The following is a 14372-nucleotide window of genomic DNA, read 5'->3' on the forward strand; positions in this document are numbered from 1 at the left end:
CCTGTCCATAATGGTTTATTGGTTTATGGTTTTCAGGCAGCGTGCGGCTGTATCTCCTTAGCAATCTTAGCTTCTTTGCCCATCTGAGCCTGGCGCAGCTCAAACTCAGTTTGCAGGTTCAACCAGAACCGCGCACTGGTGCCAAAGTAACGAGCGAGTCGCAGCGCTGTGTCTGCGGAAACGCCCCGGTTCTCACGAACGATCTCGTTCATCCGCGTCGCAGGAACATTCAAGGCCTTCGAGAGCGCATTTACGCTCATCTCCAGCGGCTCCAGATACTCTTCCCGTAGAATCTCTCCAGGGTGAATGGGACGCATACCATTGCTAATCATTGTGCGACCTCCTCAGTGGTAATCAACAATTTCTGCAGGCTAGCGCCTGTCCATGGTTACGCGATGGTTACGAACTTCAGAGCACGGCGCAATTTGCTGGCGTGTAGCTGGCTCGCCATTGGCTAGCGGCTGATGTATCGATAACACAGCGCCATTCGCCGGCCACAGTGCGCTCGAATCGGAGAATGACGCCTGCCAGGTTCGGGTGTGCATTGCCCCCCATGGTCACTTGCAGGTGACCAGATCCGTCAGCGTTCAAGGTGCCTATTTCGGTAGCAATATCACCTGTGGTCAGGTTTGACGGGCTATAACCGAGAGACTGGTTATTGATACCAGAAGTACCCGTTGTGTTGGACTCGAATCCTGAGCGATAGGCACCCAGTTCGCTAACTGCGCGCCCAACCTGGGTTTTAACAACATACCCCTGATACACCGGGATAGCAGCCGCTGCCAAAATGCCGATGATCGCAACAACGATCATTAACTCAATAAGGGTGAAACCTTTGGTGTGGTTGGGCATTGCTCTGTCTCGCTGAGTGGTCACTAGGACATGTCCAGCAAGATGGGGGCCATGTTTAATGAGGTTGTGCTTGCCCCTGATGGTTTGCATCCGCCACTACCGGTTAATACGGATACTGTGCTGACCTTCCCGGTCGCCATTCAACGCTTCAAGCCGGTGAACAGGTGTTTTTTTTAGATCATCCAGTTCTGAAGCTGCTTGCAGCACTATCAACTTACGCTCTGCTACAGTAGCTTGGTTAGCGCAGTAAATTCCCTCGATTGTTGTGCATTATCCCAACCTCTCAATATCGGACTGACTGTGAGTTCTCAGATACTCCTGAAGCGCCTTGTCCATTCGAGTTTGCCAGCCGCTGCCTGTGGCCCGAAACTGTTCAACGACCTCCGGTGAAAGTCTGATAGTTATCCGTTCTTTAGTGGTTTCCGCTTTGGGCCGACCAACCGGACGCAACCGGCGGAACTCTTCGTCCGTGAGCTCGCGTGTATCTGCGTCTTCTGCAATCCCCTCGTTAATGCCAGACTCTTCATCACTCGAGGGCAGCGTAAACGCCCGACCAGATTTAGATTTTGTCTGCATAAAGCCTCACCTCCCGACGATTTGCTTTTCGAAGACTGATTATGCGGCGGATACCTTTTCGTTCTGTGTAAACAACACAGTAGACACGATCGGCTATAGGGCCATATCCAATCATTCGACGCTCACCATAATCATTACGAAAATCCTCTAGAGCCCACACCCAATCCCATTCGAGCCTGGCGGCATCAGCTAACGAAACACCGTGCTTTTCAGTGTTTTTCTCATCCTTCCTTGGATCGAATTCAATATTCATCTTAATTTATTGTACATACAAAAATAGAGTTTGAGAAATGGCAGACTTAAGAGGAACACACTAAAACAGAAAATGCTGTACATATATACAGATTAGGATTATTGATGCATGATAGGAACATGTCAACAGTCAAGGAAGACAAGGACTTCACCATGCCCAAAGCCAGAGCAGAACTGGTCAGCGTTTCAGATACCCCCTTCTACCACGTGATCTCACGCTGCGTGCGCCGCACCTTCCTGTGCGGGCAAGATCGCGCCACCGGGCACTGTTATGAACACCGGCGAGGATGGATTGAAGAGCGAATCCGGTTGCTGGCATCTGTGTTCGCGATAGATGTCGCCGCTTATGCGGTGATGTCGAACCACTATCACCTGGTGGTGAAGCTCAGCCCGGATGACGTGGAACCGTGGAGCATGGATGAGGTGCTGGCGCGCTGGTGCAGCCTCTATAAGGGGCCACCACTGGTACAGCGGTACCATCGGGGTGATGAGTTGTGTGCGGCCGAGCTTCGGCGAGTGGAGGAGTACGCAGAAACCTTCCGGCAGCGGTTGGCGGACTTGAGCTGGTTTATGAAATGCCTGAATGAGCCGATTGCGAGACAGGCCAACCGGGAAGATGAGTGCACCGGTCATTTCTGGGAAAGCCGCTTTAAGTCCCAAGCCTTAGACACCGAAGAAGCCCTGCTTTCCTGCATGGCCTATGTGGACCTGAACCCCATACGAGCTGCCATGGCAGAGACGCCAGAAACTTCTGAACACACCAGCATTAAAGAACGCATTCATCCTATCTTTAACCTGGCGGAAGCAATAGCAAGGCAAACAGAGCAGCAGGCGCTGAATGACTTTTCAGTGCCACTGAAACCGCTGCTGGGATTTGAAGGCGTGATTCGGAACGGCTTTCAGCGAGGCATACTGTTCAGCTTTGAAGATTACCTGGAACTGGTGGATTGTACCGGGCGGATCAGCCGGAGTGACAAACGGGGCGCGATTGATGAAAAGGCGCTGCCGATTCTGGAGCGACTGAACCTGGACCCGGAACGATGGTGCCACCGGGCCACGGCTTTTGAGGACAGTTATCAGGATTACCGGAATCCTGGACGGCGACGAAGAGCAGCCTAGCTTCCCCCCCCCTTCTTGAAATTCTTGTATCGGCATGCCGGCCGAGAACGTCGCTCGCCTGAAATTGGTGGGTTTCCAGGATTCTCCACGGAATGCCGCTGCCGTTTTGTCATAACCCCGAATTACACGATGCCAAAACGACAAAAGCCCGGGAGTCGAAACCGCCGGGCCTTTGGGGATCTAGTCAGGCTAGTGCCTGTCCATGATCAATCAGGCCAGCAGTCGGGGCTTGCTGAAGTGGGAGTCGCCCCGGAATACGATCCGGGTCTGTGGCCAATACTGGCGAATAAATCGCACCAGCAGCGCCAGAATGGCCCAACTGTGCCGGGCATCACCCCGATTGCTGGTGCGCAGGTAGCTCACCAGCAAGTGCCGGCCGCAGAAGACGTAAAGCGGGAAGTAGCAGTGATGGTCGTAATACCGGTTAAAGAATTTACCCGGCTGATCCCCATGCACCGGGATATCGGTGCCGTCAAAATCCAGCACGATTTCCTTCGGCGGCTCTTCGTGTTGTTCAATAAAGTGGTGCCAGAGCAGCTCATGGGCCTTCACAATGGTTTGCCGGTCCATTGCCTGTTCCATTCGGCACAGCGTGGATTTGCCAGCCAGAGCGGAGGCGTTACCCGTGGCGGTTTGTAGCGCCTGATCAAAGCGCAGGGCTTCATGGTCATTCAGATCTTCGTAGCCACCGGCCACACCGTAGACCCGTTGCCGGACCAGGGACTTGAGCTCATGACGAATCATCCGGGGATCCCGCTGGTCGGTCAGAGTCTCGGCCAGCCGTTGGGTTAACCGGTGTTGTTTGTCGACTTCGCGCAGTAACAACACACCGGCATCCGAGGTGATATGGCCTCCGGAGAAATCGGCTTCAATCTGGCGGCGGGAGAGTGGCGAGAAGGTCAGTTTTTGAGGTACCATTCTGGATGCGGCTACTGGTGCTTGGTGGATTGGTTAGGTTCTTGAAACCATAGCACTTTTAGTCGCTTCTTTTTATCCCTTCATGAGAAATCCGGGCTAGGGTCGGGCTAGTGCCTGTCCATGATCAACCATGAACGGCCAGAAACAACAAAGGCCCGGGGTCGAAACCGCCGGGCCTTTGGGGAGCTGGTCAGGCTAGTGCCTGTCCATGATCAGTTATGGTGCCTGTCCATAAGGTTACATGTCCAAGATCAGCTAAGGAACGACAAAGGCCCGGGGTCGAAACCGCCGGGCCTTTGGGGAGCTGGTCAGGCTAGTGCCTGTCCATGATTACTCAGCCCGGAACGATGGTGCCACCGGGCCACGGCTTTTGAGGACAGTTATCAGGATTACCGGAATCCTGGACGGCGACGAAGAGCAGCCTAGCTTCCCCCCCCTTCTTGAAATTCTTGTATCGGCATGCCGGCCGAGAACGTCGCTCGCCTGAAATTGGTGGGTTTCCAGGATTCTCCACGGAATGCCGCTGCCGTTTTGTCATAATCCCGAATTAGACGCAGTGGAACCGAAAGCCAGAAACGACAAAGGCCCGGGGTCGAAACCTCCGGGCCTTTGGGGATCTGGTCAGGCTAGTGCCTGTCCATGATCAACCTTTCGGCTTGTGCCTGTCCATGCTCAATTACTTTCCAGTTAATTTGCTTCATGGGAGGAGTCTAGCAGGCCGTGTGCCTATTGGCATCTCTCTCACATTTTTGTTTAGCAGGCCAGTGCCTGTCCATGATCCTTGTTTCATGATCATTCAGAAACGACAAAGGCCCGGGGGCGAAACCTCCGGGCCTTTGGGGATCAGGTCAGGCTAGTGCCTGTCCATGATCACTAATCAAGGCTAGTGCCTGTCCATGATCAGCTGTCAATTACAACCGGTCGGAATCAGGTTCGCAGGAACATTGGTTGTTGCACAGATCCAGCTACCATCAGTCTGACGGGTCCAGGTCAGAGTCGCACCTGCATCAGTCAGCACTGCAGATGCATTATTTCCAAAGGTTGCAGTAATAACAGATGTAGATGTCAGAGGATCTGGAGAAACCTGCGGAACACCAGTGCCAGTCGGCAGAGTGTAGCTGGTTTGAGATGCACCCGTTACCAGGTTAGAACCTGTCGCGCCCGGATCACACTGGCCAGCGGCATCACCAATTGCAGTACGGCCGTCCAGAATACAGTTTTCGACAGCGGTCCGGATTTGTCCAGCTTCAGCCATTACCCGGCTGACCTGAGACTTGGAGATGTAGCTCTGATACTGCGGAATAGCCACAGCCGCCAAAATACCAATAATCGCCACAACGATCATCAGTTCGATCAGAGTAAAACCCTGCTGACCTTTGTTCATCTGAATCTTTTGCATGTTATCAACCTCAAGAGTTGTCATTTTTCGTTTATCCAGCTCCGGGGCGGTGGAGCTTTGCCACGTATCCGCGCTGAGCGTGGTGTAACCTAGGCAGTTACCATGCCAATTGCAAGATAATGTTAAAAACAAACGCGCATTCAGGGCGTTGCAACCCTTTGTGACACGCATCACATAAGGCAAACCTGTAAAAACCTCGCCCCACCACGTCCAGGAGTGACGTTTTTTGTCACCCAACCCAAGCATAAGTCGACAAGCACATTTCAACGACACGTCTTTGAGAAAGATCAAACCTGAGACCTACCCCGCTTTCCAAACCCCGGTCATGCATCTAAACTCTGTGTTCATAAACACGAGATTCAGCCACTTACAAGACTTTTCTCAGAGCATTTATGGCGAGCAGCAACCGAAACGTGACCCTGACGGGCCTGGCCCGTCGATTTGTGGAAGACGGGCTTCTGGATGAAGATACCGCCAAGGATGCATTCCTACAGGCCTCCCAGAACCGCATCCCACTGATCACCTACCTGACCCAGAACCACCTTGCGGACAGTTCCAAGCTAGCGTTCTCTGCTGCCATGGAGTTTGGCGTCTCGGTACTGGATTTGGATTCCTTCCTTCCGGAAATGATGCCGGAGAAGGTGGTTGACGAGAAGCTAGTGCGGAAGCATAACGCCCTGCCCCTGTATAAACGAGGCAACAGGCTGTTCATCGCTGTATCAGACCCGACAAATATTCAGGCACTGGACGAAATCAAGTTCAACACCGGCCTGAGCACTGACGCTATTCTTGTGGACGACGCGAAGCTACGGGCCGCGATCGACAAGTATCTCGAATCCCAGGACACCACCATGGGTGACCTGGACGATGCCGACCTGGAGGGCGTCGAAACGGAGGGCGGCGACCAGGACGACGACGGTGCAGTCAGCGCTACCGAAGTAGATGACGCCCCGATTGTTAAGTATGTGAACAAGATGCTGCTTGATGCCATTCGCGGCGGCGCTTCCGATATCCACTTCGAGCCTTATGAGAAAATCTATCGAGTTCGCTACCGGACAGACGGCATCCTCAAAGAGATCTCCCGCCCCTCCATCAAGCTCGCACCAAAAATCTCCGCTCGCGTAAAGATCATGGCGCAGCTGGATATCTCGGAGCGCCGGATTCCTCAGGATGGCCGAATTAAAATGAAGCTATCCAAGACCAAGGCCATCGACTTCCGGGTGAACACCCTCCCCACCCTGTGGGGTGAGAAGATCGTTCTGCGGATTCTGGACCCAAGCCAGGCCAAGCTGGGCATCGACGTATTGGGCTACGAGGAGGATCAGAAGCAGCTATATATGGATGCCCTCGCACAACCCCAAGGGATGATCCTGGTAACCGGGCCAACAGGTTCCGGTAAAACCGTATCTCTGTATACCGGCCTGAATATTCTGAACACTCCAGGCATCAACATTTCCACGGCAGAAGACCCGGCGGAAATTAACCTGGAAGGCATCAACCAGGTTAACGTAAACACCAAAGTGGGCCTGGGATTTGCCGAAGCGCTTCGAGCCTTCCTGCGGCAAGATCCGGATGTGATCATGGTAGGTGAGATCCGGGATCTGGAAACCGCGAACATTGCGATCAAAGCAGCACAAACAGGGCACTTGGTTCTGTCTACCCTTCACACCAACAGCGCTGCGGAAACTCTGACTCGAATGATGAACATGGGCGTGCCTGCATTCAACATTGCCACGTCCGTGAGCCTGATTATTGCCCAGCGCCTTGGCCGGCGCCTGTGCAGCTGCAAACAGCCTGCAGACGTACCCAAAGACGTGCTTTTGAAGGAAGGGTTCACACAAGAACAAATTGATACAGGCTTCACGTTGTACCGCCCCAAGGGCTGTGATAAATGCACTAATGGATACAAGGGCCGCGTCGGTATTTACGAGGTGGTGAAGATTACCGAAGAACTGGCGAGCATGATTATGGAAGAGGCCAGTTCCATAAAAATTGCAAAACAAGCGCAGGCAGAAGGCTTCCGCAACCTGAGGCAATCCGCCCTTCTGAAAGTAATGGAAGGGGTGACCAGCCTTGAGGAAGCCAACCGCGTGACGAAGGATTAAGCATGGCAGAAAAAGCGCAGAAGCTGGAATCGTACGTTTGGGAAGGCAAAGACCGGAAGGGCAATAAGACTAAGGGAGAGCTCACGGGCTCAAACTTGGCTCTTGTTAAAGCCCAGCTACGTAAGCAGGGCATTATCCCGGACAAGGTTAAGAAGAAGCCCAAGCCGTTGTTTGGTGGCAGCAAGAAGATCACGCCGTTTGATATTGCGATGCTGACCCGCCAACTGGCCACTATGATGAAAGCAGGCGTACCGTTAGTTCAGAGCTTCGATATTGTGGCGGACGGACTTGAAAATAAAGGCTTGCAGGAACTGGTGATGAGTATCCGGAACGATATCTCGTCGGGCACGGGTTTTGCCGCAGCGCTACGTAAACACCCAAAGTATTTTGACGATTTGTACTGCAACTTGGTGGATTCCGGCGAAAAGGCTGGCGCTTTGGAGCAAATGCTCGACCGAATCGCGACCTACCTTGAGAAAACTGAATTACTCAAGAAGAAAGTCAAGAAAGCGATGACTTACCCCGTTGCGGTCATCATTGTTGCAATAGTGGTAACAGCAATTCTGCTGGTCAAAGTTGTCCCTCAGTTTGAAAGCCTTTTCCAGGGATTTGGGGCTGACTTGCCGGTGTTCACTCAAATGGTAGTAAGGCTATCCGATTGGCTGCAGACCTGGTGGTTTGTTGTGCTGCTTGGCATTGTGGGTACCATTTTCCTATTCAAAGAATCCAAACGCCGCTCCCAGAAATTCTCTGACATTGTGGATAAATATGTCCTCAAGCTGCCAGTTGTTGGCGAGATCCTGGATAAATCTGCGGTTGCCAAGTTCGGCCGAGTTCTCTCCACCACCTTCGCCGCCGGTGTTCCACTGGTCGACGCACTGGACTCCGTAGCCGGCGCCACCGGTAACGCGGTATACCGGGATGCCATCATGAGAATCAAAAACGATGTCTCAAGCGGCACGCAACTACAGGCTACGATGCGTCAACAGGATATCTTCCCGGTAATGGCGGTGCAGCTCACCGCCATCGGCGAAGAATCCGGTAACCTGGACGAAATGCTGCGCAAAGTCGCCGAGCACTATGAGGCCGTGGTGGACGACATGGTTGACAACCTGACTGCCCTGATGGAGCCCATGATTATGGCGGTTCTGGGTGTACTGGTAGGCGGCTTGATCATCGCCATGTACCTGCCAATCTTCCAAATGGGCCAGGTTGTTGGCTAAGCACCCGCCCTTTCCTGCTCCCCGCCCTTTTCGGGGAGCAGGCACTCAATCAATCTTATCAATGAGTTTTTGAATGCCCTCTCTAGACCAATTCCTCTCCACCCCCTGGCTCCTATACCTAACCGTCACCCTACTCTCCCTCTGCATCGGCAGCTTCCTGAACGTAGTCATCTTACGCCTGCCAAAAATGATGCAGCAGGAATGGCGTTGCCAGTGTGAAGAATTCCTGGAAGTACCGGAGAAGCAGAGAAAGCAGGAGACACCAATCTCCCTTTCAAAACCCGCATCCACCTGCCCCTCCTGCGGCCACCAGATTCGGGCCTGGGAGAATATCCCGGTGATCAGCTGGCTAGTACTGCGAGGCAAGTGCTCCTCTTGTGGAACGTCGATTTCACCGCGCTACCCGATTATTGAAGCCATCACAGCGATCTTCTCAGCGGTGACCATCGCTTTGCTGGGGCCGACGGAAGCGGCGCTTTGGGCCTTGCTGCTGGTTTGGGCCCTGGTGGCGCTGACGATGATCGATTTCGACACGCAGCTGTTGCCAGACAGCATTACCCTGCCGCTAATGTGGCTGGGGCTGGTGTTGAATTATTTTGGCGTACTGACGGACTTTAACAGTGCCTTTTGGGGTGCCGTTGCCGGGTACTTGTCGCTGTGGTCTGTGTACTGGCTATTCAAGCTGGTGACTGGCAAGGAAGGCATGGGCCACGGGGATTTCAAGCTGTTGGCGGCTCTGGGCGCCTGGCTGGGGTGGCAGTTGTTGCCGGCGGTGATTTTGCTGTCGTCCCTGGTGGGGGCGGTGGTTGGTATTGCGCTGATGGTGTTCAAAAAACATGGGCGTGAGGTGCCTATTCCTTTTGGGCCTTATCTGGCGGCAGCTGGGTTGCTTTGTTTGTGGTTTGGGGTGGAGATTCAGGCGATTTGGTTTGGTTTTTTGGGGGTTTAGGGTGTCGCGGCTTAGGTGATTGGCTCGGGCAGAAGGGTGGGGTCTGACCCCATTCGGGGTCAGACCCCTTTGTAGACTGGTTGGTTTGGTGTCCGTTCGGGGCCAGGCCCCTTTGTAGACTGGTTGTTGGGGTATTTATTTGAAGATTGTTGGTTTAACTGGCGGGATTGGTTCCGGGAAGTCTACGGTGGTGCGTATCTTTGGGGATTTGGGCGTGCACTGGGTGGATGCGGATGATGTGGCGCGGGAGGTGGTTGAGCCTGGAACGGCTGGGTTGGCCGCGATTGCTGAGCGCTTTGGCCGCGACATTCTGCAGGCAGACGGCGCACTGGACAGGGCAGCGCTTCGGCAGCGGGTGTTTGAGAACCCAGAAGAGCGAAACTGGCTCGAACGCCTGTTACATCCGGTCATCCGCGAGGAGCTAGTCAGGCAACTGAAATCACCAGAAGTCCCCAATTCCCAGCCTTATGCGCTGCTGGTTTCGCCATTACTCCTGGAAACCGACCAACATGAACTGGTGGATCGCGTGGTGGTGGTTGATGTGCCCGAACACATTCAGATTGAACGCACCATGGCCCGGGACGATAATAGCCGGGTTCAGGTAGAGCGCATTATGGCTGCGCAGATGGCCAGGGATGAGCGGCGTTCACGGGCAGACGCTGTTATCGACAACAACCGCCCTTTACAGGATGTGGAGCGCCAGGTTTGTGAATTGCATAATCGGTTCCTGTTTGAGTTTCGTTAAGGAGCCCCGGCCGAGACATCTGGCCGCCCCGCTTTTACTTTATACGTTGCTGGTCTCATCGCTCGCTCATGCAGCAGAGCCCGTGTTTACGGTAAGAGATTCCGCCATTCCGGATGTGCTGGCACCGGAATCACTCCCGTATTCGTTCTACACGTTTGAACCCGATGAATACTGGGCGGAACCAGAAGACTCCTGGTGGATGAACTTCAGCAACTGGGTCATCCGACAGGAGCGCATTCATGGCAGCACGGTCCAGAACTTTGGCGCCTGGACAGATCGCACTTTGTCCCGATCTTCTCATTCGCTTCCAAACAATGAGAGTTATCTGAGAGTCGGGTTTGCGGCAGAATCCGAGTACAGTGATCCGGCGCAATTCAAACCGGAGCTGAGGTTCCGGCTGGACGTGCCCACCACCCAGAAAAAGTTGCGCCTGGTCATCGAAAGTGAAAGCGATGAGCTGATCCCGCTTGGTGAAAGGGAACGGGACCGACAACTCACAGAGCCCAACCGTACCGATACGGAAACCACCGGCGCCCTGCGTTTCCTTTCACAGGTGGGCGACGCCATCAACCTGTCCACCGATGTGGGCGGCCGCCTGAGATTGCCACCGGAAATGTTCTGGCGAACCACCGCCAGCAAGGGCTGGCAACTGGATGATGCCTGGGCGCTGAATGTACAGCAGCGGGTATACTACTACCATACCCGGGGATGGGGCGCGCGGTCATGGTTCGGCGCAGACCGGTCACTTGGCAACGGCTGGCATTTCTACACGTCATCGGAGCTCGAGTGGTTGCACCAGGACCGCAAGTTTGAGGCAGCACAAATCTTCAGTACGCGTAAACGGCTCAGCCATCGTTCCGTCCTCACCCCCAGGCTGGGGGCCCTTGGTGAAAGTCAGCCATCGTGGCGAACCACGTCCTACTTTGCCGATCTCACATGGCGTTATCGCTTGTACGAAGATTGGCTGTTTGCGGAACTGATTCCAGCCCTGGAGTTTCCCAGAGAAGAGGGTTTCAAAGATCAGGCCTCGGTGGTGTTCCGTATCGAAATGTACTTCTCAGGAACCATTGACCGGCAATGATATGACCAGACCACGCCACAAATCCCGACCGGCAGACCAGGCTCTCACCCTCACCCCCATTGCCATTACCCACTCTTGCTTCAAAGACAAGTTCGGGGTGCCACGCCAACCGGGGCTTACGCGCCATGCCCATGCTGAGCTGCTGATCCAGAGCCCGTTTGACCGGGAGGACGCCTTTCGGGGCCTGGAAACCGCCAGTCATCTGTGGCTTACGTTTCAGTTCCACGAGGCCATTCGTGCCGAGTGGCGGCCAGTGGTTCGCCCCCCACGGCTAGGCGGTAACAAAAAGATCGGCGTCTTCGCCAGTCGCTCGCCTTTCAGGCCTAACAGCCTTGGTTTGTCAGTGGTCAGGAACGAAGGGTTGATTCGCAAAAACGGGCAGCTGGTTCTGCGCATTAGCGACCACGACCTGATCGAAGGCACGCCAATATTAGATATCAAACCCTATTTGCCGTTTGCCGATTCGGTGCCGGAGGCTTCGCTCGGCTGGGCGGAATCTGCGCCAACTGAGCGCGCCGACGTAGTGTTCAGCCCACAGGCCTCAGAGCAGCTCGCGGGCCTGCCACCCGATGACTATCCAGATGTACGGGCATTAATCGAAGACGTGGTGAGCTACGACCCCAGGCCATCCTTTCGCCGTGGGCGAGACGAGGAGCGAATCTACGGCGCCAACCTTTACGATCTGAATGTGCGTTTTCGTTTCGTGAACGATGATTCAAAGATACGTGTGGAAGTGATATCCGTCTGTTAAACTGCTTCTGGTGATTTTGTAGTCGACACAGGGAACTTGTGCCTTGCTTTCCAACCGGTTTTTAAAGCGTTTAGGTGTTCGCCCGCTGGCTCTCCGCCTGCTGGGGTGGGTGCTGCTTTACAGCCTGATTCTCTCCCTCGTGGCAACTGGTGTTCAGATGATTGGCGAGTTTGATCGCCAGAAAGCAGAACTTCGGTCGAGCCAGGGGCGGGCCGTTGAGCTGATATCCGGGAGCATGGGCACCAACCTGTGGGTAATGAACTTCAGCGAGGTGGCCAACAGCCTTGACGACATGCGAACCGTGCCGTCGATACAATATGCCCGCGTGATCACCACCACGGGCGAAGAATTCAACACCGGCCAATACCCCGAAGGCCGGGTGATTTCCCAGACCTTTCCCCTTGAGTTCAATCGCTCCACGTTTGACCAGCCCCGGCGAGTCGGGGAGCTAACGGTGGTCTCCTCCGTTGAGCAAATTTACGACAATGTGCTGGATCAGGCTTTGATGAACCTGTTGTTCCAGTCCATTGTGGTTATGTTCGGCACGCTGGGGTTACTGCTGATTGTGCGGGTGACCTTGTCCCGCCACCTGGAAACCATGGCAGACTACGCCGCCAAGCTAAACCTCGATGCCCTGGTTGACCCACTTCAGTTACGCCGGAAGCCGCCCCGCCGGCCGGATGAGCTGTCAGAGCTTGAGCAGGCTCTCAACAAGATGCGCCTGCAGATTCTGGAAGACACCCGCTCACTGCGCCAGACCACGATCAAAACCCAGGGCGAGCGCGATGAAGCCATTCGGGCCAACCATGCCAAAAACCAGTTTCTGGCCAATGTCAGCCACGAGCTGCGCATTCCGCTGCAGTCTGTGTTGGGTTACGCCAACCTTCTGACCGACACCCCTCTGGACCAGGAGCAGCGGGAGTATGTCAGCACACTGCTTAACGCGTCTGAAAGCCTGTCGGCCATTATCAATGACCTGCTGGACATCTCCAGTATGGAAGCCGGTAAGCTGGAACTGGAAGCCATTCCGTTCGACCTCAGGGAAACCCTCAACGATCTGATTCACATGCTGGGTTCGCGGGCCAGGGAAAAAGGCCTGGCTCTTGAAATACGGGTTGACGAGAACCTGCCCTGGGCCATGGTGGGCGACCCGGTGAGATTGCGCCAGATATTGCTCAACCTGCTTTCTAACGCCATCAAATTTACCGATTCCGGCCATGTGCTGATCAGCATAGAGGTACTCGGCCGGAAGGAAGGCAATGTCCGTTTACGACTCGCTGTTGAAGATACCGGCGTAGGCATTAACCCCGAAGACATTCCGCTGGTGTATGAACCCTACGTGCAACTGGGCCAACGTTTCCAGCGGCAACTGCCTGGCGCGGGCCTGGGGCTTACCATTTGCCGCCAACTGGTTGATCTGATGGGTGGCTCCATGGACCTGGAAAGCCGTCCCGGGCAAGGCTCCACGTTCTGGGTGGAGCTAACCCTGCAGGCGGCCGGAGATGCCTCAACCCGAATTCGGCCAGATTCCCACATGGTCCGGGGTCGAAAGATTCTGGTGGTGGATTCTTATGAGCTGTCACGCAAGATCACGCTGGAAATGTTGTCCCGATACGAGGTTCAGATCGAAGCAGTGAAAGCCGCCGGTGAAGCCCTGACGTCGCTACGCCAGGCCTTCGATGCCGGCGACCCATACCATGCCATCATTCTTGATGGATTTGTGCCGGATATGGACAGCGATCTCTTATGCCGACAGATTCGCAGCAACCCGCAGTGGGCCGACATGCGGCTACTGATTCTCTCGTCCAATCCACAGCGCGGTGATGCTGAACATTTTCGACAGGCGGGCGCGGATGCTTTCCTGAGCAAATCGCTGCGGGAATCCTACCTGATTCCCATCCTCAACCAACTGTTTCTGGACGTTGAAAAACAGGAGCGCCGCTTCCTGACCCGTTTCTCACTGCAGGCCATATCGGATGTCACCATAAAGCATCGGGAAATCCCATGTGGCCGCATGCGGGTGCTCCTGGTTGAAGACAACCCGGTAAACCGCACCCTCACCCGTCGGCTGCTGGAAAAGCTTGGCTGCGAGGTAATGACCGCCAACGACGGCCAGGCCGCGTCTGCCCTATGGCAGTGGCACCAGTTTGACCTGATCTTCATGGATTGCGTGATGCCACGTATGGATGGTTTTGAGGCCACCAGACGGTTGCGCCGCTGGGAAGATGACCACCACAGGGCCAGGGTACCGGTGGTGGCGCTAACCGCCAGCGCCATGGAAGAAGACGAAGAAAGATGCCGGGCGGCGGGTATGGATGCGTTTGTTGCCAAGCCTGTCAACCTTGAAATGCTGCGGGCAGTACTGGAACAATACTGTCAGGCCGTTGCTGAATCCTGAGTAC

At 54.7% G+C, this 14372-nt stretch carries 13 protein-coding genes and 1 pseudogene; 8 read left to right on the forward strand and 6 right to left on the reverse strand.

Annotated elements, in window-relative coordinates; translation table 11 throughout:
* Nucleotides 1-32 precede the first annotated feature (32 nt).
* From ABIE59_RS15830 to ABIE59_RS15850, 4 genes are all read right to left on the reverse strand, one after another.
* A complete protein-coding gene (locus tag ABIE59_RS15830; RefSeq protein ID WP_197463813.1) occupies nucleotides 33-332 on the reverse strand; it encodes a HigA family addiction module antitoxin in 300 nt (99 codons plus the stop codon).
* A 76-nt stretch (nucleotides 333-408) separates the two neighbouring features.
* Nucleotides 409-852 (reverse strand): pilin, encoded by a 444-nt coding sequence (locus ABIE59_RS15835; protein ID WP_354448436.1) that lies wholly within the window; start codon nucleotides 850-852, stop codon nucleotides 409-411.
* Between the two features lie 270 nt (nucleotides 853-1122).
* Entirely contained in the window at nucleotides 1123-1428 is a 306-nt protein-coding gene (locus ABIE59_RS15845) for a BrnA antitoxin family protein (protein WP_354448438.1), read from the reverse strand.
* Nucleotides 1412-1681: a BrnT family toxin gene (locus ABIE59_RS15850; RefSeq protein WP_354448440.1), complete on the reverse strand. Its 270-nt coding sequence runs from the start codon at nucleotides 1679-1681 to the stop codon at nucleotides 1412-1414. The genes ABIE59_RS15845 and ABIE59_RS15850 overlap by 17 nt, the downstream gene beginning before the upstream one ends.
* A 119-nt stretch (nucleotides 1682-1800) precedes the next feature.
* Between ABIE59_RS15850 and ABIE59_RS15855 the strand changes: the two genes are divergently transcribed.
* Nucleotides 1801-2799 (forward strand): transposase, encoded by a 999-nt coding sequence (locus tag ABIE59_RS15855; RefSeq protein WP_354448442.1) that lies wholly within the window; start codon nucleotides 1801-1803, stop codon nucleotides 2797-2799.
* A gap of 213 nt (nucleotides 2800-3012) precedes the next feature.
* On the opposite strand, the pseudogene ABIE59_RS15860 reads toward ABIE59_RS15855, so the two are convergent.
* Both ABIE59_RS15860 and ABIE59_RS15865 read right to left on the reverse strand, forming a co-directional pair.
* A pseudogene (locus tag ABIE59_RS15860) lies at nucleotides 3013-3717 on the reverse strand (IS1380 family transposase); the annotation flags it as partial.
* 907 nt (nucleotides 3718-4624) lie between these two features.
* A complete protein-coding gene (locus tag ABIE59_RS15865; protein WP_354448444.1) occupies nucleotides 4625-5407 on the reverse strand; it encodes a pilin in 783 nt (260 codons plus the stop codon).
* Between the two features lie 101 nt (nucleotides 5408-5508).
* Here ABIE59_RS15865 and pilB point away from each other — a divergent pair, with 101 nt between their 5' ends.
* From pilB to ABIE59_RS15900, 7 genes are all read left to right on the forward strand, one after another.
* A complete protein-coding gene (gene pilB, locus ABIE59_RS15870) occupies nucleotides 5509-7221 on the forward strand; it encodes a type IV-A pilus assembly ATPase PilB (protein ID WP_354448446.1) in 1713 nt (570 codons plus the stop codon).
* 2 nt (nucleotides 7222-7223) lie between these two features.
* Nucleotides 7224-8444 (forward strand): type II secretion system F family protein, encoded by a 1221-nt coding sequence (locus ABIE59_RS15875; RefSeq protein WP_354448448.1) that lies wholly within the window; start codon nucleotides 7224-7226, stop codon nucleotides 8442-8444.
* Nucleotides 8445-8517: 73 nt separating this feature from the next.
* A complete protein-coding gene (locus ABIE59_RS15880) occupies nucleotides 8518-9393 on the forward strand; it encodes a prepilin peptidase (RefSeq protein WP_354448450.1) in 876 nt (291 codons plus the stop codon).
* Between the two features lie 139 nt (nucleotides 9394-9532).
* Nucleotides 9533-10138 carry a dephospho-CoA kinase gene (gene coaE / locus ABIE59_RS15885; protein ID WP_286922194.1) on the forward strand — a complete coding sequence of 202 codons (606 nt, stop codon included), beginning with the start codon at nucleotides 9533-9535 and terminating at the stop codon, nucleotides 10136-10138.
* 82 nt (nucleotides 10139-10220) lie between these two features.
* Complete coding sequence (locus ABIE59_RS15890) at nucleotides 10221-11219, forward strand: hypothetical protein (protein ID WP_286922195.1); 999 nt, start codon at nucleotides 10221-10223, stop codon at nucleotides 11217-11219.
* 1 nt (nucleotide 11220) lies between these two features.
* Nucleotides 11221-11970 carry a tRNA (N6-threonylcarbamoyladenosine(37)-N6)-methyltransferase TrmO gene (gene tsaA / locus ABIE59_RS15895; protein ID WP_354448453.1) on the forward strand — a complete coding sequence of 250 codons (750 nt, stop codon included), beginning with the start codon at nucleotides 11221-11223 and terminating at the stop codon, nucleotides 11968-11970.
* 43 nt (nucleotides 11971-12013) lie between these two features.
* Entirely contained in the window at nucleotides 12014-14368 is a 2355-nt protein-coding gene (locus tag ABIE59_RS15900; RefSeq protein ID WP_354448455.1) for a hybrid sensor histidine kinase/response regulator, read from the forward strand.
* Nucleotides 14369-14372: the final 4 nt, after the last annotated feature.

Origin of the sequence: Marinobacter sp. MBR-99 (genome assembly GCF_040547575.1) — a bacterium.
Classification (GTDB): domain Bacteria; phylum Pseudomonadota; class Gammaproteobacteria; order Pseudomonadales; family Oleiphilaceae; genus Marinobacter.